This window comes from Streptomyces sp. NPDC091416 (genome assembly GCF_044756845.1).
In the GTDB taxonomy this organism is placed as follows: domain Bacteria; phylum Actinomycetota; class Actinomycetes; order Streptomycetales; family Streptomycetaceae; genus Streptomyces.
This window is the reverse complement of sequence record NZ_JBIVTU010000001.1, coordinates 1,308,140-1,329,150: the sequence shown is the minus strand read 5'-3', so window position 1 is coordinate 1,329,150 and position 21,011 is coordinate 1,308,140. Positions and strand designations below refer to the sequence as shown.

Genomic DNA, 21,011 nt, shown 5'->3' with positions numbered 1-21,011 from the left:
GAACTACTCAGAGTGGAAGGAATGGATCATGACGACTACGGAGCGACGCAAAGCGGCGGCGGGCAGGGTGCGGGCGGCGGAGGAGTTGGTGGCGCGATTGCGGGGTGGATTCGCGGGGGTCGGCGTCGTGCTGCCCTCGCTGCGGATCGACCCGGTCTCGTGTGCCGGTGACGAGCCGGTCGCGCTCGTCGACCTGGGGCGCTGCAACCTCGACACGGCGTTGCGGCTGACGGAGGTGCTGGAAGGAAAGGAGGCCGGTCATGGTGGTTGACGGCGGTGGGCCGGGGTCGGATGCGCCGGAGCCCGGGGCGTTCGCGGTCGATGCGCGGGACGGGCGTGTGGGGCGTGTGATGGGGCGGGTCGGCCCGTATGTGCAGCTGCGTCCTCCCGGTGGCGGCGCGGAATGGGACTGTCCGCCCGACTGCGTCAGGCCGGCCTCGCCGGGGCGCGTCCTGCGGGCCCGGGTGACCGAGGTCAACCGGGAGGGACAGCTGCCCCGGTGAGGAGAGGCGGGCGGCAGCGGCAGCGCAATCGGCTGCAACATTCGCAAGCAGACGGCGTGGTGGCGCAAGAAAATGATGTGGCTGCGCAGTATTTGGGCAAGCAGACGGAATCTTCTCGCAAGACTCTTGCGGGACGTGACGTGCCGGACCTACCGTCGCTGCTCGTCCCCCTCCTCAGAGAAACGGGCCTGCCATGTCACGGAAGACCGCCGCTGCCGCCGCCGCGCCGCCGGACCGAAGACCCCGCCGGACAGGGCTGTACGCCTCGGCCGTCGCCTCCCTGACCGTTCTCGCCGTCGGGGCGGGCGTGCTCGCCGCCGTCCCGGCCGGTGCGCGCCCCGGCGCCCCGGCGGCCCCCGCCGTCACCCGGGCAGCCCTCGACCCCGCGCTCGTCGCGGGACGGGGAGCGAAGGTCGCCTTCGCCGAGCAGGAGGCGGAGAACGCGGTCACCAACGGCACGGTCATCGGCCCGGACCGCTCCGCCTACACGCTCCCGGCCGAGGCGTCCGGGCGCCAGGCGGTCAGGCTCACGCCGGGCGAGCACGTCGAGTTCACGCTCCCGGCCACGGCCAACGCGATCACCGTGCGCTACAGCATCCCGGACGCGCCGGGAGGCGGCGGGATCACGGCGCCGCTGGACGTCGCGGTGAACGGCGCGAAGCGCTCCACGATGACGCTGACCTCGCAGTACTCCTGGCTGTACAACCAGTACCCGTTCTCCAACGACCCCGGCGCCGGGCTGCTCCACCCCGACTGGTGGATCACCGAATGCTCCTGCGTGCCCGCCGCCACGACCCCGGCCCCCGTCGTCGACAAGCCGTTCCGGCCCAGCCACTTCTACGACGAGCAGCGCCTCCTGCTCGGCCGTACGTACCGCGCGGGCGACACCGTACGGCTCACCGTGCCGGCCGGGAGCCGGGCCGCGTGGACGGTCGTCGACCTGCTGGACTCGGAGCTCGTCGGCCGGCCGCACGTCGAGCTGCTCGCCGCCAACGTCCGCGCCTTCGGCGCCGATCCGACCGGCCGGCGCGACGCGGCCGGGGCGATCGAGAAGGCCATCGCCTTCGCCCGGCGCACCCACCTCGACGTGTACATCCCGCCGGGTACGTACCGCGTCGACCGGCACATCGTCGTCGACGACGTCACGATCACCGGTGCCGGCAACTGGTACACGAAGATCAAGGGGCGCGAGGTCGCGCTCGACGAGCCCGCCGCCGACGGCTCGACCCATACCGGGGTCGGGTTCTACGGCAGGGACGCGGCCGACGGCGGCAGCCGCAACGTCCACCTGTCCGGCTTCGCCATCGAGGGCGACGTACGCAGCCGCATCGACACCGACCAGGTCAACGCCATCGGCGGCGCGATGAGCGACTCGACCATCGAGGGCCTGCACATCAGCCACACCAAGGTCGGCATGTGGTTCGACGGGCCCATGAAGAACCTGCGGATCAGCGGCAACATCATCGTCGACCAGATCGCCGACGCCATCAACTTCCACACCGGCGTGACCGATTCACGGGTGACGCACACCTTTGTACGCAACTCCGGCGACGACGGTCTGGCGATGTGGAGCGAGAAGACCGCCGACGCCCGCAACACCTTCGACCACAACACCGTCCAGAGCCCGGTCCTCGCCAACGGCATCGCGATCTACGGCGGCACCGACACCACCGTCTCGGACAACCTGGTCGCCGACCCGGTCCGCGAGGGCAGCGCGCTGCACATCGGCTCCCGCTTCGGCGCCGAGCCCTTCGCGGGGAAGCTGAGCCTCACGGACAACACGACGGTCCGGGCCGGCACGTACGAGCTGAACTGGAAGATCGGGCTCGGCGCGCTCTGGATCTTCGCCCTGGACAGGAGCATCGACGCCGCCGACATCCGGGTCACCGGGGACCACTACCTCGACAGCACGTACAACGCGATCATGCTCGTCTCCGACTGGGCCGTGAAGGACCGGTACGACATCGAGGGCGTCCGCTTCAAGGACATCCGGGTCGACGGCACGGGCACCTCGGTGCTGAGCGCCCGCGCGGCGGGCGGGGCGAGCTTCGAGAACGTGGACGCGCGCAACGTGGGCGCGGTCGGCGTCAACAACTGCGGCTCGTTCAACTTCCCCGCGACCGGTTCGGAGTTCTTCCTCGCCGACCGGGGAGGCAACGACGGCGGCTGGCTCGCGCCCTGGCTGCTGCCGAACACGATCACCTGCGACGACCGCCCGCCGGTCGTCCCGCCGCCCGCGCCGGGGGCGTGGTGATCACGCCTTGACGGTCCCCGTCCCCGGTCGCGGCATTCCGCGGCCGGGGACGGGGAGCGGGCGTTTCACCGGTCGGCGCCGCCCGGGGGAGCAACCCACTGCGAGGGCCGGCCGGTGACGGAGGCGATCATGTCGAAGTCGCCGTCGTAGTGAAGGACCGTCAGCCGGTTCAGCTCCGCCGTCGCGGCGATTCGCAGGTCCGGGAGCGACAGCGCGCGGTGGAAGCCCGCATGGAGGGCGTGGCGCTGAACCTCCGGCGCGCGGGTGACGATGCCGTCCGTCACGGGGGCGACCCGTATGAGGTGACGCTTAAACACCGGACATCCGGCCGCCCGGCGTGACACGATTCCCCGGTGACCAGCAGAACCGATCCTGCTCAGCACCTCAGCGATCTGGCCCGCCTCCGCCGCGTACGCGACCGCATAGACAGGGAGTACGCGCAACCGCTGGACGTCGAGGCGCTCGCTCGTGGCGTGCACATGTCGGCCGGGCATCTCAGCCGGGAGTTCCGGCGGGCCTACGGCGAGCCCCCGTACGGCTACCTCATGACGCGGCGCATCGAACGGGCGATGGCCCTGCTGCGCCGCGGCGACCTCAGTGTCACCGAGATCTGCTTCGAGGTCGGCTGCTCGTCGCTGGGCACCTTCAGCAGCAAGTTCACCGAGCTGGTGGGGGTGCCGCCCAGCGTCTACAAGCGGGAGGCCGACGACAGCCGGGCCGGTATCCCCTCCTGTGTGGAGAAGCAGGTCACGCGACCGGTCAGGAATCGAGAAGCGCCCACCCGCAAGCCGGATTAGCGTGACGGACATGGACATCAACATTCACTCCACGTTCCTTCCGCACGAGGACCCGGACGCCTCGGTGGCCTTCTACCGCGACGTTCTCGGCTTCGAGGTACGGGGCGACGTCGGCCAGGGCGCGATGCGCTGGATCACCGTCGGTCCCGTCGGCCGGCCCGGGACGTCCATCGTTCTGGAGCCGCCGTACGCCGATCCGTCCGTCACCGACGAGGAGCGCGCCACCGTCGTCGGGATGATGGCCAAGGGCACGTTCGCCCGCGTCCTGCTGGCCACGGACGACCTCGACGGCACGTTCGAGAAGGTGCAGGCCGGTACCTCCGAGATCGTCCAGGAACCGACCGAGCAGCCCTACGGTGTGCGTGACTTCGCCGTACGCGACCCTGCGGGCAATCTGATCCGCGTCCAGGAACGGCGCTGAGCCGTCCCACGCCCACAACCGTAAGCCGTACGAACCCGACGGGACCGCGTGAGCGGTCCCGCCAACAGATGGAGACACGATGACCAGGGCCAAGAGGGCGGACTCGGCGTCGGCCGCGCCGCACGCGGGCGACAGCCACGATCTGATCCGTGTGCACGGCGCGCGCGTGAACAACCTCAAGGACGTCAGCGTCGAGATCCCCAAGCGCCGGCTGACGGTGTTCACCGGTGTCTCCGGCTCCGGCAAGAGCTCCCTGGTCTTCGGCACCATCGCCGCCGAATCGCAGCGGCTCATCAACGAGACGTACAGCGCCTTCGTGCAGGGCTTCATGCCCACGCTGGCGCGGCCCGAGGTCGACGTACTCGAAGGACTGACCACCGCGATCAGCGTCGACCAGCAGCGGATGGGCTCCGACCCCCGCTCCACGGTCGGCACCGCCACCGACGCCAACGCGATGCTCCGCATCCTGTTCAGCCGGCTCGGCAAGCCGCACATCGGGCCGCCCAGCGCGTACTCCTTCAACACCGCCTCGGTCCGGGCGACCGGAGCGATCACCGTCGAGCGCGGCAACAAGACCAAGGCGGAGAAGGCGACCTTCCACCGCACCGGCGGCATGTGCACACGCTGCGAGGGCCGGGGCTCGGTCTCCGACATCGACCTCACCCAGCTCTACGACGACAGCAAGTCGCTCTCCGAGGGCGCGTTCACCATTCCCGGCTGGAAGTCGGACAGCCAGTGGACCGTGCAGGTCTACGCCCAGTCCGGCTTCGTCGACCCGGACAAGCCGATCGCCAAGTACACGAAGAAGGAACTGCAGGCCTTCCTCTACGGGGAGCCGGTCAAGGTCAAGGTCAACGGCGTCAATCTGACGTACGAGGGACTGATCCCCAAGATCCAGAAGTCGTTCCTGTCCAAGGACAAGGAGTCGATGCAGCCGCACATCCGGGCGTTCGTGGAGCGCGCGGTCACCTTCACCACGTGCCCGGAGTGCGACGGTACGCGCCTCAGCGAGGGCGCCCGTTCCTCCAGGATCAAGCGGATCTCCATCGCCGACGCGTGCGCGATGGAGATCAGGGACCTCGCCGAATGGGTGCGCGGCGTCAAGGACGCGTCGGTGGCGCCGCTGCTCGACGCGCTGCAGCAGACCCTCGACTCGTTCGTGGAGATCGGGCTCGGTTACCTGTCGCTGGAGCGGCCCGCGGGCACGCTGTCGGGCGGCGAGGCGCAGCGCGTCAAGATGATCCGCCATCTCGGGTCGTCGCTCACCGATGTCACGTACGTCTTCGACGAGCCCACGATCGGTCTGCACCCGCACGACATCGAGCGCATGAACAACCTGCTGCTGCGGCTGCGGGACAAGGGCAACACGGTGCTCGTCGTCGAGCACAAGCCGGAGACGATCGTGATCGCCGACCACGTCGTCGACCTCGGCCCGGGCGCGGGTTCGGGCGGCGGCACCATCTGCTTCGAGGGCGGCGTCGAGGGCCTGCGGGCCAGCGACACGATCACGGGCCGGCACTTCGACGACCGGGCCGCCGTCAAGGAGACCGTGCGCGAGGCCACCGGTGCGCTGGAGATCCGCGGGGCGACGGCGAACAACCTGCGGAAGGTCGATGTCGACGTCCCGCTCGGGGTGCTGGCCGTCGTCACGGGTGTCGCAGGTTCCGGAAAGAGCTCGCTCGTGCACGGCTCGATCCCGGCGGGAGAGGGCGTGGTGTCGATCGACCAGAGCCCGATCCGCGGTTCGCGGCGCAGCAACCCGGCGACGTACACCGGGCTGCTCGACCCGATCCGCAAGGCGTTCGCCAAGGAGAACGGCGTGAAGCCGGCGCTGTTCAGCGCCAACTCCGAGGGCGCCTGCCCGACCTGCAACGGCGCCGGGGTCATCTACATGGACCTGGCGATGATGGCCGGGGTCGCCACCCCGTGCGAGGACTGCGAGGGCAAACGGTTCCAGCCGGCGGTACTGGAGTACAAGCTCGGCGGCCGTGACATCAGCGAGGTCCTGGCGATGTCGGTCGCGGAGGCCGAGGAGTTCTTCGGCGCGGGCGAGGCGCACCTGCCGGCCGCGCACCGCATCCTCGACCGGCTCGCCGACGTCGGCCTCGGCTACATCAGCCTCGGCCAGCCGCTCACCACGCTGTCCGGCGGCGAGCGCCAGCGCCTGAAGCTGGCGACCCACATGGGCGACAAGGGCGGGATCTACGTCCTCGACGAGCCGACCACCGGACTCCACCTGGCCGATGTCGAGCAGCTGCTCGGCCTGCTGGACCGGCTCGTCGACTCGGGCAAGTCCGTCATCGTCGTCGAGCACCACCAGGCCGTGATGGCGCACGCCGACTGGATCATCGACCTCGGCCCCGGCGCCGGTCACGACGGCGGCAAGGTCGTCTTCGAGGGCACGCCCGCGGACCTGGTCGCCGCCCGCTCCACCCTCACGGGCGAGCACCTGGCGGCGTACGTCGGCGGCTGACGGGACTGCGGTGACGGGCGGAGGGGTGGGGGGGGGGGGGGCGGGCGCCCCCCCCCCCCCCCCCCCCACCCCTCCGCCCGTTGCGCAGTCCGCAGTCCGCGGTCAGCAGCGCTCAGTAGTCCGCAGCGCTCAGCGCGCCGTCCTCCGCGCTCAGCCCGGGATCCAGACCTCCTCCATCAGATCCGTGGCGGCGTGGGTGTGGCGGACGCGGAACGCCGATGTCCGCAGCCGCGGCCGTCGCCAGGGGTGCCGGGCGCCGAGGACCAGTTCCCCGAGGCCGCCCCAGTAGGTGGCGGCAGGGTCCTCCGGGTCGTAGGCGACATCGGCGTCCCGCGCCATCCGTGCCGTCACCCCGCACGCCTCCAGCACGGCCTCCGGGTCACCCTCCAACGTCCACGGCGGCAGCCCGTCCCCGTCCGGCCAGCCCTCGGAGTGGACCGGCTCGCAGCCGGGCACCACCCACGCGGCCTCCTCGTGGACCTCCCCGCAGTCGACCGTCGCCGCGCCGACGATCTTCGCGCCCGGGAAGCGCTTCGCCAGGTTCCCGACCTGCTCCAGGACCGGCCACGAGTTCCCCTCGTCGGCCAGGGCGGGATCCGCGATGCCGATCACGTTGCCCCACACCCCGACCTGGATCCACTCCAGGTCGTCACGGGTCGTCAGGGCGAAGCCGTCGCTGATGTTGCGCTCGCCGCCGTACTCCAGCACCGTGTCGACCGTCCCGAACGAGGCGGCGAACTCCCGCGCGGCCTCGGGGTCGTTGGGCGGGAAGGCCGCCGCGTCGGCCGGGAACGGCGGCAGCACCAGCGTGACCGTGTACTGACCCGAGCCCCTCACCTGCGCCTGCGGTGGGCACGTCCAGAAGCTGTTCTCCGTCATGGCCGCCACGGTAACGGCACGGTCGGGCAACACGCCGTCGCCGGAATCCCTGTGCATCGACTGTGAGTTGGGGCCTAGGCTGAGGCGGCCGGTGTCAACGACCACGGGGGCCTCTGACCCGGCCGCATCCCATCCTGGGCCCCTCCAGGAGAAAAACACATGACCCACCTCATACGAGTGCCGCGCCGGCGTGTCTGGGCCCGCGGCATTCTCGCCCTGGCCTGTGCTTCTGTCATGGCCATGACTGGATTGCCTTCTCTCGGCGACGCGGAGGCCGCGCCTGCTCCGCTCAAGCCCGGGAAGCGCTGCGACGAGTTGTTCGGCCTCAAGGGCACTCCCACGAAGAGCCTTCCCGCGCGTGACGACACCCGCGCGAAGAACCTGTGGGACCAGTACGGCTACGTGAACCCCGGTATGGAGTTCGACGGGCTCAATCCCACACAGAAGGAACTCGATGACGCGGGCAAGGACTACAAGCAGTACCCGCACACCGATCCACGCCGCATCTACGCCCGCTTCAACGCCCAGAAGGCGTGGACGAACTTCGACGACTACCTGACCAAGCAGTACATACCGAACCAGGGCAACGACCCGCGCGGCGAGGCGTTCGAGAAGAAGGTCGTCAAGGAGATGGGCCTGACCGGCCCCGACTGGATCTGCCAGAAGGAGGTGTACTTCACCGAGCGCGACCCCGCCACCGGGAAGACCGTTCGGTACAAGCGGGTCCTGGACGCCTACAACAAGCAGACCCGCGAGATCGTGGAGATGAAGTCCAACGGCAAGCCGGACAAGTCCCAGATCAAGGCCGACAAGGCGTGGGCCCGTCACTCGGGCTGGAAGTCGTACAAGTACACCTTCGTCTTCGGCGAGCAGCAGAAGAGCGAAGCCCGCACGTTCATGAAGGACATGAAGGAGGCGGCCGGCAAGGACGCGGCGGGCCGTGACCGGGCGAAGTCGTACAACTTCCACTCCGACCACAAGCCGCAGGCGCCCAAGCGGGCGGAGAACGGCCCCTTCCGGCGCAGCGACCCGTTCCTGTCCAATGGCGCGGGGAAGAACGCCGGTTCGCGCGGTGGCGGCAACACCATGATCAGGCAGTCGCCGCCCACGCCGCAGACCCTCAAGGAACAGCTCGACCGCGTCAGGGCGAACGACCCCATGAACCGGATGCCCAAGGGCCCCGGTGGGATCGACTTCTCCACCCTGGACCTGCGCTTCATCGGCAAGCCCGTCAAGGGCAAGGGCCTGGACTACGCGTTCTCCGCGAAGCAGGTCGACGACGAGTACGCGGCCGGCTGGGGCGGCCGGGAGAAGGCCCAGCTCATCTCGGACGCCTTCTTCACCTGGCTCGCGCTCACCCCGGACAAGTTCTGGGTGAACCTGAACCCGGACGAGCCGGACCGGGTCATGGACGCCCGGTTCGGGAAGACCGACGCCGGGCGGGTCCTCCTCGAAGCCGATCTTCAGATGAAGCACGACTTCTTCAAGGCGATGGACCCCAAGACGGACCTCGGCAACCGCTTCTGGGCGTCCCTGCCCAAGGTGAACGGCCGGCCGTGCTTCACCGGGATCCGCAACTGGATCGAGCCGGAGACGGCGTCGGTACGCGAGCAGGACGGCGGCATCCACATCCTCGACGCCCCGCTGAAGCTGAAGTCCACCCCGCAGGACTTCACCACGAACCCGGGCGGCGAGCAGATCTGCAACCCGACGAAGGCCGAGCGCGACGAGGCGCAGCGGGTCATCGACCGCATGATCGTCCCCGAGGTCGAGAAGACCATCAACGAGGCCCCGCAGTACGCGGATCTGCGCCGCGTCTACACCGCACGCGTCGCCGCCGAGTACATCCGCCAGCAGGACGCCAAGTCGCCCACCGACTACCACAAGGTCATCAACAGCGACGACGTGGCCAAGTGGCCGCTGCGCGCGCCCCATCAGGACTGGGACAAGAACGAGCTGTTCCAGGAGTACCGGAAGGTCTTCCTCAACGGTGAGTTCGAGTACGAGGTGGGCACCGACGAGGGCGTGATGGTCTACATCGTGGGCGGCGTCGACTTCTCCAAGCAGCCCAAGCGCAACATGGACGCGGCGCGCTTCCGTGCCGAGCACCCGTACAAGCCCCGCACCGCGCAGTTCGCGGTCGGGCAGGTGACCGACGACGCGGACAAGGACGGCTTCGTGATGCTCGGCGGGAACACCGCCGGCGAGATTCCCGGCAGCGCCGAGGACCCGACTCCCACGCCGACTCCCACGCCCACGGGCAAGCCCACCGGCAAGCCGACCGACACCCCGTCGACCCCGGCGCCGTCCGGTACGCCGGGTGGCGACGACGACCGGCCGAGCCCGCCGGCCCCGGACCCCGGTGGCGACCTGGCCCACACGGGCTCCGACACCCCCGTCGGCCTCTTCATCGGCATCGCCGTCGTGCTCGCGGCAGCCGGAGGAGGACTGATGTGGTGGATGCGTCGGCGCAGGGCAGGACAGAGCTGACCCGGTAGCCGCCGGACCCACCGGCCGGAACACGACGAGCGGCCCCGCCCCGATCCGATGGGGGGCGGGGCCGTTCGTGGTGTTCCCGCGTCCGGGGGCCGGTCCGGTGCGGTGAACTCCGGTTCGGTATGCGGCGTGCGCGACCTGTGTGGATTTCGGGCCTGCGGAAGAATGAGCACGCTGAGTATGCATTTTGGTTACTCAGCGTGGAAAGAATGGATCATGGAGATGCAGGTGCGGCCCCGGGCCGCGGTGTGGGAAGGCGGCCGGTCGTGGTGAGTGACGGTGGCAGGGGTCCGGATGTTCCGGTACCGGAGCGGGGGTCGTTCGCCGTCGACGAGCGGGACGGCCGGGTGGGCCGGGTGATGGGGTGGGTCGGCTCCTATGTGCAGCTGCGGCCGCCCGGAGGCGGCGCGGAGTGGGGCTGCCCGCCCGACTCCGTCCGTCCGGCCCCACCGGGGCTCGTGCTGCGCGCGCGGGTCACCGAGATCAACCGCGAGGGGCAGCTGCCGCGATGAGGGGGTGCGGGGGCCGGGGCGTGGACAGGCCGACGTCTGCGGGCTTTCGGCGCGTCAGGCGGCGGGGTGGGCGACGAACGCAACCTCTTCGTGTTCGTCGTCCAGTGCGATGTTCAGCGATGCGTCCAGTGCCCGGGCGAGCCGTCGCAGCAGCAGCAGGGTCGGCACGGCGTCGGCGCCCTCAATGCGGGAGACCTTGGCCTGGGTGAGTCCGGCGCGGTCGGCGACCTCGGCCTGGGACAGTCCGAGCTCCTTGCGCCGGTCGTAGACGGCCTTGGCGAACGCCATGGCGAGACGGATGTCGGCGCGCTCGCCCTGGACCTCGGGGGACTCGGCGCAGCCGTCGGTGAGTTCCTTTTCGCGGGCCGGCTTCCAGCGGGTGTGGTTCATGACGCGTCTCCATTCCTGCCCCGGCTGTACGTACTGTGAGCCGGACCGTGCTCGGCCTCGCACACCATACGGGCCTTGACCGCACGGGCCACTTGCGCCGTCTCGCGCATTCGGGTCCTGCGGAACACCGTGAGCAACACGATGCGGTGCTGCGAGCCGAACCAATAGGTGATCCTGGTGGCTTCGCCTGCCAAGGTCGGGCGGAGCTCGTACACGTCGTCTCGCAACGGCCTGGCGAACGGCATGGGGGTCCGCGTGCCGAGCGCGACCAGTAGCTCGGCGTACTCCTCCACCTTCCGGCTTTGCAGGAGGCGCCAGGGGTGTGAGCAGCCAAGGGTGCGGATGCGGCGCCGCGCGGGTGGAGGGCGCCGATAGCCTGCGGGCATGGTGAGCATGGGCACGGCAAACGATGCGCGACTGGCCGTCGAAGCGGCGCAGGCGGGAGCGGCGTTGGTTCGCGGCATGTACGGGGCCGAGCTGTCGCGCACGGAGAAGTCGGGCGGTGACTTCGCGACGGCCGCCGATCTCGCGGCCGAGCGCGCCATCCTCGACGTGCTGCGGACGGCCCGGCCGGAGGACGCCGTGACGGCCGAGGAGAGCGGGGACACCGGTGCGGCGGGCGCGGAGCGCAGGTGGCTGGTCGATCCGCTGTGCGGCACGCTGAACTACGCCGTGCGGAACATGCTGGTCTCGGTGAACGTCGCGCTGCGGGTGGGGTCCACCGTCACGGCGGCCGCGTCGGCCGACCCGTTCAGCGGCGAGGTGTTCTGGACGGACGGCACCCGTGCCCGTGTCCGGAGGGACGGTGCGGACGAGGAGGTGTCGCCCTAGTCCGGCTCCCGGCTGGTCGACGTCAATCTCGACGCCCCGTTCCCGAGCGCACCGGACTTCCGGGCCGTACGCCTCCTCGCCGCCCAGGAGTTCGCCGAGCGGTTCCGGCCGCGTGTCGTCTCCACCACGCTCGCCGTGGCCTGGGTCGCCGCCGGTCGCAGGGCCGCGTACGTCACCGACGGCGACCTGCGCGACAGCGTGCACTTCGCCGCCGGGATCGCGCTCTGCGAGGCCGCCGGCTGCGTGGTGACGGACCTCCGCGGCCTGCCGGTGAACACCGGTGCGGGCGGACTGATCGCGGCCGCCGACCCGGAGACGCACCGGGCGCTGCTGGAGATGGTGAGGGCGCAGGCCCCGGCCGGACGATGACTCCTTTGTCCTCCTCTTCCGGAAGGCTGCCCGCGATGCCGGTCGTTCTCGTGCTGCTGCTCGCCGGGACCTGGCTGCTCTCCGGCGCCCTGGTCGCCGGCACGGAACCGCTGACCGTGGCCGTGGGCCGTACCGCCGTGTGCTGTCTGGTCCTGACCGCCGTCGCCGCGTCGTCCGCGAGCGGCCGGGCCGATCTGCGGCGGGCGGCCGCGCGACCGGGGACCGTGTGGCTGCTCGGTCTGCTCGGCTTCGCCGGGTACGCGGCCGGCACGCTCCTGGCCATCCCGCGCATCGGCACCTCGCTCACCAACCTCGTCGTCGCGCTGATGCCGTGCGCCTCGGTGGCGGTCGGCGCGCTGTTCTTCGGTGAACGGTCGGGGCCCCGCAAGGCCGCAGGGGCGCTCCTGGCCTGCGCCGCGGCCGCCGGATACGCGGCACTGGGGGCGGAGGCCGGGGACCTCGACGCGGTGGGGATCCTGCTGGTGGCGGCCGCGACCGTCGCCTTCGCGGTGTACGGATTCCTGTACCGGGACCGGTTGTCCGGGCTGCCGCCGCTGGCCGTGCTGCCGGTGCTGCTCGCCGCCGCCACCTGTCTGCTGCTTCCGATGTCCCTGCCCGCGCTCATCGCGGACCCGCCCAGCCCGGCGGCGACCGGTGGCATCGTGCTGCTGGGCGCCGCGGTCTACGCGCCCGCCTATCTCGTACAGCACCGGCTCATCCTGCTCCGCGGCCCGGTCTTCACGGCCGCCGTGCAACTGGCCGTCCCGTTCACCGTCCGCCTCGGCGACTGGGCCCTGGGCAGCGCGCCCGCCCCGTCGACCGCCGAACTCCTGCTGCTGGCGGTGTGCTGCGGGGGGATCGGGCTGGTGACCGTCCGGGCGGACAGGCCCGTGGCGGCCGTCTCCTCCGGACGGTGAACAGCGCGCGGTGCTCGGTGCGCCGCTCACACGATCGTGGGACGCTGAGGAAAGCGGCCCTGCGCCGCTGAATCGTCGATCTATGTTCCTTGGACAGGCTTCAGGAGAAGGGACCCGCGATGACCGCCGCGATGGTCGAGAACCAGCAGGACTCTGAAGGCCGCCCGTGGGACTACCTGCTGCGCACCTGGCAGGAACTGGACGTGCCCGAGGGGTGGCGCGCCGAGATCGACGAAGGGCAGATCGTCTTGGTACCGCCGCCGCATGCGCATCACAACGGCATTGCCGAGCTGGTTCAGCAATGTCTGTACCGGCGGCTTCCGGACGGGCTGGGTATCTACCAGACGCTCGGTGTGCACGTAGCGCCGCTCGACAAGTTGTATGTTCCTGACCTCGTGGTGATGCCGCGGGAGTTGATCGTGGCCGCCGACCCCGATTGCAGCGATCCGATGGATGCCTCCGAGGCACTCCTCGTCGTCGAGATCACCTCGAAGGGCAACGCCCGCGACGACCGCACGAAGAAGTACCGCGCCTACGCGCGCGCCGGGGTGCCGATGTATCTGCTGATCGACCGGTTCGACACCCGGGGGCCCATGGTCACGCTGTTCACGGAGCCCAACGAGGACGGCACGTACAAGCGCTCCGACCCAGTTCCTTTCGGAAAGCCGCTCGTGCTGCCGGCGCCTTTCGACGTCACGCTGGCCACGGACGCCTTTCCGGTCTGAGACGGACGGCAACGAGGAAGGGCGGCACCCCATGCGGGGTGCCGCCCTTCCTCGTGGTTCCGTGGTCCGTCAGACCCCCGCGGGTTCCTTCGCGGGGGCGCCGGAGCCCGCGCCGGCCGGGGCCGGGCCGGTGGCCGCGATCGTGGAGGCCGCCGGTTCCTGGGAGACGTTGAACTCCGCCAGCAGGTCCTTGCTGAAGCCGAAGAAGTACGTGGCGACGAAGCCCGCCAGGTAACCGACGACCAGGCCGCCCGCGTAGATCGCGATCGTCGCGCCCAGGCCGTGGTTGCCGTCCAGCAGCGGGAACAGCGCCCAGCCGGACGGGCCGATCGCGGTGGAGCCCACGGCGTCGCCGAGCTGGTTGAAGAAGCCGACGAACGCGCCGCCGAACGCACCGCCCACGCACGCCGTGATGAACGGGCGGCCCAGCGGCAGCGAGACACCGTAGATCAGCGGCTCACCGACGCCCAGGAAGCCCGCGGGCAGGGCGGACTTGATCGTCCGGCGGATCGACTCGTTGCGCGGGAGGCGGAAGAAGACCGCGATGGCCGCACCGACCTGGCCGGCACCGGCCATGGCGAGGATCGGGAGCAGGACCGTGTAGCCCTGCTGCTCGATCAGCGTGGTGTGGATCGGGATCAGCGCCTGGTGCAGGCCCAGCATGACCAGCGGCAGGAAGAAGCCGCCGAGGACGAGACCCGCGCCCGCGCCGCCGTTGGACAGCAGCCAGTCGGCGAACGTGCCGATCGCGGTGGAGACCTCGCCCGCCACGTACATCAGGCCGAAGATCGTCACCAGTCCGGAGACCAGGACCGTCAGCGTCGGGGTGACCAGGACGTCCAGTGCCTCCGGCACCCAGCGCCGGCACCACTTCTCCACGTACACCGCGAGCACCGCCGCGCCCAGGGCGCCGAGGACACCGCCCTGGCCGGGGGAGAGCTTCTGGCCGAACGCCTCGATGTTCGCGACGCCCGGGAAGACGATGATGGCCGCGACCGCACCACCGAGGATCGGCGTGCCGCCGAACTCCTTCGCCGTGTTGTAGCCGACGAAGACCGCGATCAGCGCCATGAAGCCGGACGCCATCGCCGCCAGGGCCGGGGTGACCGAGGGCAGCCACTCCAGGTTGACCAGCAGACCGTTGAGGCCCGCGATGATGCCGCAGCCGATCAGGGCCGGGATCAGCGGGACGAAGATGTTGGCGATCTTGCGCAGGAACAGCTTGAACGGCGTGGCGTTCTTCGCCTTCCTGGCGGCGCGCATCTCGGCACCCTGCGCGGCCAGTTCCTCCGCGGTGAGCGGGGCGGCGGCCGGGTCGGGGGCCGGGGCCGAGGCCTTGCCCTCCTCGACGAGCTTCTCGAACTCAGGGGTGACGCGGGCGACCGTACCGGGACCGAGAACGATCTGGTACGTGTCGTCCTCCACCACGCCCATGACGGCGGGCACGGCCTTCAGTGCCTCGTCCTGGACGAGCGAACGATCGTGCAGACCCAGCCGGAGCCGGGTCATGCAGTGGGCGATGGAGCTGACGTTCGCGGCGCCACCGACGAGCGGAAGGATCGCGGCGGCAGTGGCGCGGTTCTTGTCTTCTGTAGCCATGGTGCGTGGTGCCTTGCTGTGCGGGGGAGCGGAGGTGGTGCGGGGAAGGTCAGGTGGTGCGGGGGGCTGCGGCCAGGGCCGCGCGCAGGTGGCCGTCCGACGCGGACAGCAGGGTGGCGGCGGTGGGACCGTCGACCTGGCCGAGGATGGTCAGGATGGCGTTCTTCACCTCGCCGTCGGTGGCGGCCAGCGCGGCCTCGATCTCGGCGTCCGAGGCGCCGGTGGCCAGCGAGACGATGCGGCGGGAACGGGCACGCAGCTTCTCGTTGGAGGCACGCACGTCGACCATGAGGTTTCCGTACGTCTTGCCGAGCCGGATCATCGTGATCGTCGAGAGCATGTTGAGGACGAGCTTCTGTGCCGTGCCCGCCTTGAGCCGGGTGGAGCCGGTGAGCAGCTCGGGGCCGACGACGACCTCCAGGGGGTGCTCGGCGGCGGCGCCCAGCGCGGAGTCCGCGTTGCAGGACAGGCCGACGGTCAGGGCGCCCCGGGCGCGGGCGTGCTCCACGGCCCCGATCGCGTACGGCGTACGGCCGGAGGCGGAGATGCCGACCACCGTGTCCTCGGCGGTCAGGTCCAGTGCGTCGAGGTCGGCGGCGGCCAGCTCCTTGCTGTCCTCCGCGCCTTCGACGGCGGTGACCATCGCGGACGGGCCGCCCGCGATCAGACCGATCACATCGGCGGGGTCGGTGTTGAAGGTGGGCGGGCACTCGCTGGCGTCCAGGACGCCGAGCCGGCCGGCGGTGCCGGCGCCCGCGTAGATCAGCCGGCCGCCGCGGGCCATGCGCGCCGCGATGGCGTCGATCGCCGCGGAGATCTCGGGCAGCAGCTCGGCGACGGAGGTCGGGACGGACCGGTCCTCGTCGTTCATGATCCGGGCGATCTCCGCGGTGGCCAGCCGGTCGATCTCGGCGAGCTCGGGGCGGAACGCCTCGGTGGTGAGGGTGGCGAGCTGGGCGCGCAGTTCGCCGTATCCGTCGGGGGTGGCGCCGGCGTCGGTGAGGGAGGTCATGGAGAGCGGCTCTGCTTTCTTGAACTCGTGCGGTTCTGCGGGTGCGGGTGCGTGCCGCTGGTCAGCGGGTGCGGGGGGTGTGGCGGTGGGCGAGCGCCTCGTAGGACGCGGCAAGGGCGGGGGCGGCCGTCTCGTACGTACGCTGCGCGACCCCGATGAACAGGCAGTCGACGACCAGCAGCTGGCTCGTACGGCTCGACATGGCGGCCGGGCGCAGCTCGCTCTCGCGGGCCGTGGACGTGGTCAGTACGACGTCGGCGTACTGCGTGACCGGGCCGTCGGGGCGGCCGGTGATCGCGATCGTCGTGGCGCCGCGGTCGAAGGCGACGCGCAGCGGCTCGATGACGTCGCCCGTCGAACCGGAGTGGGTGATCGCGATGGCCACGTCGCCGGAGCGCAGCTGCACGGCGTTGGTCACCGCGAGGTGCGGGTCCATGTTGGCGTGCGCGATCAGGCCGATACGGGCCAGCTTCTGGGCCAGGTCCTGACCGACGAGCGAGGAGGCGCCCACGCCGTAGATGTCGATGCGGCGGGCGGTGGCCGCCGCGGCCACGGCGGCACCGAGCTGTACGGTGTCGAGCCCGGCGGCGGTGTCGGCGAGGGTCTGCTGCTCGTCGTAGGCGAGCTTCGCGACCACGTCGGCGATCGGGTCGTCGACCGCTATGTCCGCGGTGACGGCCGGCGCCCGGCCGGACTCCTGGTGGGCGGCGAGACCGGCCAGCGCGAGGCGCAGGTCGCGGTAGCCCGGGTAGCCGAGGAGGCGGGCGGTGCGGACGACGGTCGCCTCGCTGGTCCCGGTGAGCTCGGCGAGACCGGTGACGGTGAGGGCGGCGCAGCCGGCCGGGTCGCCGGCGACGGCCTCGGCGACCCGCTGCATCGAGCGGGTCATGGACGGCGCGAGCGTCCGCACCTTCGCCGCGAGAGCCGCCGGGGCGGGCGGCGATTCGGCGCTGAAACTTTCCTTCAGGTCACTGGTCACCTTTGAAAGATATTTTCAACCCCGGTGTCCGTCAACCCCCCTTTGGTCCCGACCTCCGGCGGGACCTTCGGCGCGCAGGTGGACAATGGCTGCATGGAGCTGAACCCCCTGGAGCAGGCACTGCACACCGCCCGCGCACTGGTCATGGCCGACCTCGCCGCCGGAGACGTCGCCGAGGCGCAGATCGTCTCGCTGGTCGAGGACGCGGTCACGCACCGCCGCTGGTGGGTCGAGCAGTGGCCGGACGGGGTGGAGTTCGTCGTCGGTCTCGTCGCCCAGGACGTTCAGGACGCGCTCCTGGAGCGGTACGGCCGCTGGCCGCTGTGCCCCGTGTGCGACGCGGGCGACCCGCACGCCCTGGACGTCGAGCCGGAGCTCGGACCCGATCCGCACTGGGTCTGCACGAAGGCGGCCGTCGCCGTGGCCCCGGTCGGCTCGCTGACCGGGATACTGCGGCCATGACCCTCTACATCGACCCGCCGGACTGGCCGGGCCACGGGCGCTTCTGGTCGCACCTGGTCAGCGACGTGTCCTTCGAGGAACTGCACACCTTCGCGGCGTCCATCGGCTGCCCGCCCCGCGCCTTCGAGCGGGACCACTACGACGTACCGGAAGCGCACTACGAGGACGCGGTACGGGCCGGGGCCCGGCAGATCGGCTCCAAGGAACTGGTCCGCCGCATCACCGAAGCCGGGCTCCGCCGGCCCAAGGGCCGCCCCGCCCCGGGCTGAGTCCTCCCGGAAGGCCGGCCGGTCAGCCGGTCGACGAGGGCGCGCACACCGCCGCGTCCTGCGACGCCTCCCGCGGCACCGCGGCGGGGGCGCCCGCCACCAGCCGCGACGACGAGGCGTTGCGGCTGCGCTGCAGCCGCAGCGAGAGGACCACCGTCACCAGCGCCAGCACGGTCATCGCCGCCCCCGCCCACGCGGTGGCCTCGAAACCGAAGTCCAGGTCGATCACCGTGCCGCCCAGCCAGGGCCCGCCGGTGTTGCCCAGGTTGAACGCGGCGGTGGTCGTCGCGCCCGCCAGGGTCGGTGCGGCGCCCGCGACGTTGAACATGCGGGCGTTCAGCGCCGGAGCCGTATAGAACGCCGACAGGCCCAGCAGGAACGCGAGCACGATCACGGCGGCCCGGTTCGACGCGAACAGCGCCAGCGCCGCCAGGAACACCGTGGACGCCGCGATCCCGCTCAGCAGCACCCCGAACAGGTGCGCGTCCGCGACCCGGCCGCCGATCATCGTGCCGATCAGCGCACCGATCCCGAACAGCGCGAGCACGGTCGGCACCCAGCCCGAGTCCAGCCCGGCGACGTCCGTCAGCAGCGGCGCGAGATAACTGAACGCGCAGAACACCCCGCCCGCCGCGAGCGCGGTGAGCACGATGGAGAGCCATACCTGGCGGTCGCGGTAGATCGTCAGCTCCCGCTTGAGCTGCGGCTTCTCGTCCGGCAACGGGATCTTGGGGATCAGCGTCGCCACTCCGGCCAGCGCCACGGCGGAGGCCGCCCCGACCGCCCAGAACGCCGACCGCCAGCCCAGGTTCTCGCCCAGGAAGGCGCCCAGCGGCACACCCAGCACGTTCGCGATGGACAGTCCGCCGATCATCACGGCCATCGCGCGGGCCCGGGAGTTCACCGGCACCATCGCGATGGCGACGGCCGCTCCGACCGCCCAGAACCCGGCGCACGCGAACGCGCTGACCACCCGGGACGCGAAGAGCACCTCGTACGTCGGCGCGAGCGCGCCCGCGACCTGGCCGAGGCCGAAGACGGAGATCAGCGCGATGAGCGTGGTGCGGCGGGGCAGCCGGAGCGTGGCCACGGCGAGCAGCGGGGCGCCGACCACCATGCCGATCGCGAAGGCGGATATGAGGAGCCCGGCCCGCGGGATCGACACGTTCATGTCGTCGGCGATGGGTGGCAGCAGCCCGGAGAGCATGAACTCACTGGTACCGAGTGCGAAGACCGAGAGGCCGAGGATGTACACGGCCAGGGGCATACGGGAGCGGCGAGCGGCAGAGTCGGGCATGACAGGTGCCAACAGCGAAACGGTTCTGCGCATTCCCGGCCCCGCCCCGCACCGGCCCAGCCCGGCCCGTCGCCGCGCCCTGCTCCGGCCCGGCTCGGCCCGTCGCCGCGCCCTGCTCCGGCCCGGCTCGGCCCGTCGCCGCGCCCTGCTCCGGCCCGGCTCGCCCCAGCCCAGTCCAGCCCAGCCCTGCTCCGGCTCGCCCCGCCCTCCAGCCCGGCCCCGCTCCGGCGCGGGCCGCGCTCAGTGCGTGAGCAGCTCCAGCTCCGTGGCCAGATTGTGCCGGGCCCGCGTCTCCCACTCCGCCGCCCCGTGCGGGGTACGGAAAAGCCGCGGCAGCTCCAGAAGCTGCCGCAGCACCGCCGCCCGGCCCTCCCGGAACGCCTCGTCGGGGACGAAGCCGTACTCCTCGCGCACCCGCGCCGCGTACTGCGCGTACTCCTTCGGCGGCGCCGCGAGGATCGCGAGGTCCGCGTCGCACAGGGCCTCGCCGTTCGTGTCGCTGGCGGCCGGGTCGTGCGTGACGGTGAGCCGGACCAGGCGGGCGACCTCGGCGGTCGTCGCGGCGGGCACCCCCGCCTCGGGCAGGGCGCGCTCGGCGAGGACGGCGCTGCGCTCCTCGTTCTCGGAACGGTCCGGCCGGTAGACCGCGTCGTGGAACCACGCGGCCAGCCGCACCGCGTCCGCGTCCGCGGCATGACCGGCGAGCGTGTCGATGTGGCCGAGGACCGCGGCCAGGTGGGCGATGGTGTGGTAGCGCCGCTGGGGCTCGGCCCACCGTTCCAGCAGGTTGTCGGCGTACGGCGACGGGTCCGGGCCCCCGTCGCCGCCCCGGGCGGCGACGAGGGCTTCCTGCCAGCGGATGCGGAGACTCTGGGCGCTGTCGGTCATGGGGCGACTGTAGAGGGGCCGGCCGGGACCGTGCCGGTCAGTCGGCGGTACTGGCGCCCGGCTCGTCCACGCACGACAGTGCCGCGATCTCGTCCTCGGTGGGCTTGGCCTCGTCCCGTACGGCTTTGGGAACGGCGGGGAGGCTGTTCTGGAAGTCACGCTCCCACGACGTCGCCTGGCGCACGTACTGGGTGAGCTTGTCGCGGAGCCGGACACAGTCCTTGCGGTGCCCCTTGGCCATGGCGATGCCGTAGTCGTTGGGCTCCCCGAACTTGATGCCGGGCACGACCTTGAGGGACGGGTTGGCCTGCATGAACCCGTAGAGGATCAGCTGGTCCGTGGAGACCGCGTCGACCTCCTTCTCCTTGAGCGCGTTCACGCAGTAGTTGGCGTCGTCCTCCGTACGCTTGACGATCTTGTCGTACGCCGCCTTGCTGAGCTCGTTGGCGGAGGTCGTGCCCTCCCAGACACAGACCACCTTGCCGTCGAGATCGCCCAGGGTCCGGATGCTCCGGTCGTTCGCGCGGATGAGGAAGCCCTGGTGGGTGGAGGCGTACGGGCCGACGAAGTCGAGGTCGTCGCCGCCCTTGCTCTTGGGTGCCATCCGGGTCGGGGTGATCGAGAACGTCGCGGCCACCAGTTGCACGTCCCCTTCGTGCAGCAGACGGGCCCGGTTCTTGGACAGCACACCGCTGAACCGCGGGGTGTCGTAGCCGAGCATGTTCATGAGCGTTCCGACGACGGCGATGTCGAAGCCGTTGTACTCGCCGTCGTGCGGCGAGAAGCTCGTGCCCGGCTGGTCGCTCTTGGCCGCCACCTCCGTGTCGTTGCCCAGGATCGACGGGGGGTCGGAGCTGCATCCGGTCACGGTCACGTACAGGAGGGCCGCCGCGGTGAGGGCCGCCCAGCGGCGCCGAGCTGCTCCTGCCATCTCATAC

At 71.1% G+C, this 21,011-nt stretch carries 21 protein-coding genes and 2 pseudogenes; 13 read left to right on the top strand and 10 right to left on the bottom strand.

All coding sequences use genetic code 11. The features are described from left to right. Nucleotides 1-28: 28 nt before the first annotated feature. The 3 genes from ACIQMX_RS05965 to ACIQMX_RS05955 all read left to right on the top strand — a co-directional run bounded on the left by ACIQMX_RS05965 (nucleotide 29) and on the right by ACIQMX_RS05955 (nucleotide 2,757). Entirely contained in the window at nucleotides 29-271 is a 243-nt protein-coding gene (locus tag ACIQMX_RS05965) for a hypothetical protein (RefSeq protein WP_402475262.1), read from the top strand. Continuing rightward, nucleotides 261-503, top strand: a complete 243-nt coding sequence (locus ACIQMX_RS05960) for a hypothetical protein (RefSeq protein ID WP_402475259.1) — start codon at nucleotides 261-263, stop codon at nucleotides 501-503. The genes ACIQMX_RS05965 and ACIQMX_RS05960 overlap by 11 nt, the downstream gene beginning before the upstream one ends. 193 nt (nucleotides 504-696) lie before the next feature. Next, nucleotides 697-2,757: a glycosyl hydrolase family 28-related protein gene (locus ACIQMX_RS05955; RefSeq protein ID WP_402475256.1), complete on the top strand. Its 2,061-nt coding sequence runs from the start codon at nucleotides 697-699 to the stop codon at nucleotides 2,755-2,757. Between the two features lie 65 nt (nucleotides 2,758-2,822). On the opposite strand, the pseudogene ACIQMX_RS05950 reads toward ACIQMX_RS05955, so the two are convergent. Then, nucleotides 2,823-3,035, bottom strand: a pseudogene (locus ACIQMX_RS05950) (VapC toxin family PIN domain ribonuclease); the annotation flags it as partial. Nucleotides 3,036-3,110: 75 nt separating this feature from the next. On the opposite strand from ACIQMX_RS05950, the gene ACIQMX_RS05945 reads away from it, so the two are divergent. The 3 genes from ACIQMX_RS05945 (at nucleotide 3,111) to ACIQMX_RS05935 (ending at nucleotide 6,448) form a co-directional block, all read left to right on the top strand. Continuing rightward, the gene (locus ACIQMX_RS05945) at nucleotides 3,111-3,554 is read left to right on the top strand and encodes a helix-turn-helix transcriptional regulator (protein WP_363076978.1); all 444 of its coding nucleotides are present in this window, start codon (nucleotides 3,111-3,113) and stop codon (nucleotides 3,552-3,554) included. A gap of 10 nt (nucleotides 3,555-3,564) precedes the next feature. Further along, nucleotides 3,565-3,975: a VOC family protein gene (locus ACIQMX_RS05940; protein WP_363076976.1), complete on the top strand. Its 411-nt coding sequence runs from the start codon at nucleotides 3,565-3,567 to the stop codon at nucleotides 3,973-3,975. A gap of 79 nt (nucleotides 3,976-4,054) precedes the next feature. Continuing rightward, a complete protein-coding gene (locus ACIQMX_RS05935; RefSeq protein WP_402475252.1) occupies nucleotides 4,055-6,448 on the top strand; it encodes an ATP-binding cassette domain-containing protein in 2,394 nt (797 codons plus the stop codon). A gap of 150 nt (nucleotides 6,449-6,598) precedes the next feature. Here ACIQMX_RS05935 and ACIQMX_RS05930 read toward each other — a convergent pair whose 3' ends face one another. Continuing rightward, nucleotides 6,599-7,327: a DUF6333 family protein gene (locus tag ACIQMX_RS05930; protein WP_402475250.1), complete on the bottom strand. Its 729-nt coding sequence runs from the start codon at nucleotides 7,325-7,327 to the stop codon at nucleotides 6,599-6,601. Between the two features lie 234 nt (nucleotides 7,328-7,561). Between ACIQMX_RS05930 and ACIQMX_RS05925 the strand changes: the two genes are divergently transcribed. Together ACIQMX_RS05925 and ACIQMX_RS05920 are read left to right on the top strand one after the other, a co-directional pair. Beyond that, the gene (locus ACIQMX_RS05925) at nucleotides 7,562-9,817 is read left to right on the top strand and encodes an LPXTG cell wall anchor domain-containing protein (protein ID WP_402475249.1); all 2,256 of its coding nucleotides are present in this window, start codon (nucleotides 7,562-7,564) and stop codon (nucleotides 9,815-9,817) included. Nucleotides 9,818-10,092: 275 nt separating this feature from the next. Then, a complete protein-coding gene (locus tag ACIQMX_RS05920; RefSeq protein ID WP_363078933.1) occupies nucleotides 10,093-10,335 on the top strand; it encodes a hypothetical protein in 243 nt (80 codons plus the stop codon). 54 nt (nucleotides 10,336-10,389) lie between these two features. On the opposite strand, the gene ACIQMX_RS05915 is transcribed toward ACIQMX_RS05920, so the two are convergent. Together ACIQMX_RS05915 and ACIQMX_RS05910 are read right to left on the bottom strand one after the other, a co-directional pair. Further along, nucleotides 10,390-10,725, bottom strand: coding sequence for a helix-turn-helix domain-containing protein (locus tag ACIQMX_RS05915; protein WP_363078928.1), 336 nt, complete (start codon nucleotides 10,723-10,725; stop codon nucleotides 10,390-10,392). After that, on the bottom strand, nucleotides 10,722-11,018 hold the full coding sequence (locus tag ACIQMX_RS05910) for a type II toxin-antitoxin system RelE/ParE family toxin (protein ID WP_402475247.1): 297 nt from the start codon (nucleotides 11,016-11,018) through the stop codon (nucleotides 10,722-10,724). Before ACIQMX_RS05910 ends, ACIQMX_RS05915 begins: the two co-directional genes overlap by 4 nt. A 100-nt stretch (nucleotides 11,019-11,118) precedes the next feature. On the opposite strand from ACIQMX_RS05910, the pseudogene ACIQMX_RS05905 reads away from it, so the two are divergent. From ACIQMX_RS05905 to ACIQMX_RS05895, 3 genes and pseudogenes are all read left to right on the top strand, one after another. Further along, nucleotides 11,119-11,925, top strand: a pseudogene (locus ACIQMX_RS05905) (inositol monophosphatase family protein). Nucleotides 11,926-11,960: 35 nt separating this feature from the next. Continuing rightward, nucleotides 11,961-12,842: an EamA family transporter gene (locus ACIQMX_RS05900; protein ID WP_402475244.1), complete on the top strand. Its 882-nt coding sequence runs from the start codon at nucleotides 11,961-11,963 to the stop codon at nucleotides 12,840-12,842. A gap of 119 nt (nucleotides 12,843-12,961) precedes the next feature. Continuing rightward, nucleotides 12,962-13,567, top strand: a complete 606-nt coding sequence (locus tag ACIQMX_RS05895) for a Uma2 family endonuclease (protein ID WP_363078932.1) — start codon at nucleotides 12,962-12,964, stop codon at nucleotides 13,565-13,567. Between the two features lie 69 nt (nucleotides 13,568-13,636). On the opposite strand, the gene ACIQMX_RS05890 is transcribed toward ACIQMX_RS05895, so the two are convergent. The 3 genes from ACIQMX_RS05890 to ACIQMX_RS05880 all read right to left on the bottom strand — a co-directional run bounded on the left by ACIQMX_RS05890 (nucleotide 13,637) and on the right by ACIQMX_RS05880 (nucleotide 17,157). Next, entirely contained in the window at nucleotides 13,637-15,166 is a 1,530-nt protein-coding gene (locus ACIQMX_RS05890) for a PTS transporter subunit EIIC (protein ID WP_363071195.1), read from the bottom strand. 49 nt (nucleotides 15,167-15,215) lie between these two features. After that, the gene (gene murQ / locus ACIQMX_RS05885) at nucleotides 15,216-16,178 is read right to left on the bottom strand and encodes an N-acetylmuramic acid 6-phosphate etherase (protein WP_363071193.1); all 963 of its coding nucleotides are present in this window, start codon (nucleotides 16,176-16,178) and stop codon (nucleotides 15,216-15,218) included. A gap of 61 nt (nucleotides 16,179-16,239) precedes the next feature. Beyond that, the gene (locus ACIQMX_RS05880) at nucleotides 16,240-17,157 is read right to left on the bottom strand and encodes a MurR/RpiR family transcriptional regulator (protein ID WP_363071191.1); all 918 of its coding nucleotides are present in this window, start codon (nucleotides 17,155-17,157) and stop codon (nucleotides 16,240-16,242) included. Between the two features lie 93 nt (nucleotides 17,158-17,250). Between ACIQMX_RS05880 and ACIQMX_RS05875 the strand changes: the two genes are divergently transcribed. Next, entirely contained in the window at nucleotides 17,251-17,619 is a 369-nt protein-coding gene (locus tag ACIQMX_RS05875) for a hypothetical protein (protein ID WP_148016619.1), read from the top strand. Beyond that, nucleotides 17,616-17,888 (top strand): DUF4031 domain-containing protein, encoded by a 273-nt coding sequence (locus tag ACIQMX_RS05870; protein WP_363071189.1) that lies wholly within the window; start codon nucleotides 17,616-17,618, stop codon nucleotides 17,886-17,888. Before ACIQMX_RS05875 ends, ACIQMX_RS05870 begins: the two co-directional genes overlap by 4 nt. Nucleotides 17,889-17,910: 22 nt before the next feature. Here ACIQMX_RS05870 and ACIQMX_RS05865 read toward each other — a convergent pair whose 3' ends face one another. The 3 genes from ACIQMX_RS05865 to ACIQMX_RS05855 form a co-directional block, all read right to left on the bottom strand. After that, entirely contained in the window at nucleotides 17,911-19,155 is a 1,245-nt protein-coding gene (locus tag ACIQMX_RS05865; RefSeq protein ID WP_363071223.1) for a Cmx/CmrA family chloramphenicol efflux MFS transporter, read from the bottom strand. A gap of 270 nt (nucleotides 19,156-19,425) precedes the next feature. Beyond that, nucleotides 19,426-20,073 (bottom strand): hypothetical protein, encoded by a 648-nt coding sequence (locus ACIQMX_RS05860; RefSeq protein WP_402475238.1) that lies wholly within the window; start codon nucleotides 20,071-20,073, stop codon nucleotides 19,426-19,428. A gap of 37 nt (nucleotides 20,074-20,110) precedes the next feature. Continuing rightward, nucleotides 20,111-21,004 (bottom strand): transporter substrate-binding domain-containing protein, encoded by an 894-nt coding sequence (locus ACIQMX_RS05855; RefSeq protein WP_363071185.1) that lies wholly within the window; start codon nucleotides 21,002-21,004, stop codon nucleotides 20,111-20,113. Between the last annotated feature and the right edge of the window lie 7 nt (nucleotides 21,005-21,011).

Coding starts and splice junctions, on each gene's coding strand:
- ACIQMX_RS05915 (WP_363078928.1), bottom strand. CDS start 10,725: ATGAACCACACCCGCTGGAAGCCGGCCCGCGAAAAGGAACTCACCGAC.
- ACIQMX_RS05895 (WP_363078932.1), top strand. CDS start 12,962: ATGACCGCCGCGATGGTCGAGAACCAGCAGGACTCTGAAGGCCGCCCG.
- ACIQMX_RS05870 (WP_363071189.1), top strand. CDS start 17,616: ATGACCCTCTACATCGACCCGCCGGACTGGCCGGGCCACGGGCGCTTC.
- ACIQMX_RS05860 (WP_402475238.1), bottom strand. CDS start 20,073: ATGACCGACAGCGCCCAGAGTCTCCGCATCCGCTGGCAGGAAGCCCTC.
- ACIQMX_RS05900 (WP_402475244.1), top strand. CDS start 11,961: ATGCCGGTCGTTCTCGTGCTGCTGCTCGCCGGGACCTGGCTGCTCTCC.
- ACIQMX_RS05865 (WP_363071223.1), bottom strand. CDS start 19,155: ATGCCCCTGGCCGTGTACATCCTCGGCCTCTCGGTCTTCGCACTCGGT.
- ACIQMX_RS05955 (WP_402475256.1), top strand. CDS start 697: ATGTCACGGAAGACCGCCGCTGCCGCCGCCGCGCCGCCGGACCGAAGA.
- ACIQMX_RS05890 (WP_363071195.1), bottom strand. CDS start 15,166: ATGGCTACAGAAGACAAGAACCGCGCCACTGCCGCCGCGATCCTTCCG.
- ACIQMX_RS05925 (WP_402475249.1), top strand. CDS start 7,562: ATGGCCATGACTGGATTGCCTTCTCTCGGCGACGCGGAGGCCGCGCCT.
- ACIQMX_RS05940 (WP_363076976.1), top strand. CDS start 3,565: ATGGACATCAACATTCACTCCACGTTCCTTCCGCACGAGGACCCGGAC.
- ACIQMX_RS05960 (WP_402475259.1), top strand. CDS start 261: ATGGTGGTTGACGGCGGTGGGCCGGGGTCGGATGCGCCGGAGCCCGGG.
- murQ (WP_363071193.1), bottom strand. CDS start 16,178: ATGACCTCCCTCACCGACGCCGGCGCCACCCCCGACGGATACGGCGAA.
- ACIQMX_RS05930 (WP_402475250.1), bottom strand. CDS start 7,327: ATGACGGAGAACAGCTTCTGGACGTGCCCACCGCAGGCGCAGGTGAGG.
- ACIQMX_RS05935 (WP_402475252.1), top strand. CDS start 4,055: ATGACCAGGGCCAAGAGGGCGGACTCGGCGTCGGCCGCGCCGCACGCG.
- ACIQMX_RS05965 (WP_402475262.1), top strand. CDS start 29: ATGACGACTACGGAGCGACGCAAAGCGGCGGCGGGCAGGGTGCGGGCG.
- ACIQMX_RS05855 (WP_363071185.1), bottom strand. CDS start 21,004: ATGGCAGGAGCAGCTCGGCGCCGCTGGGCGGCCCTCACCGCGGCGGCC.
- ACIQMX_RS05875 (WP_148016619.1), top strand. CDS start 17,251: ATGGAGCTGAACCCCCTGGAGCAGGCACTGCACACCGCCCGCGCACTG.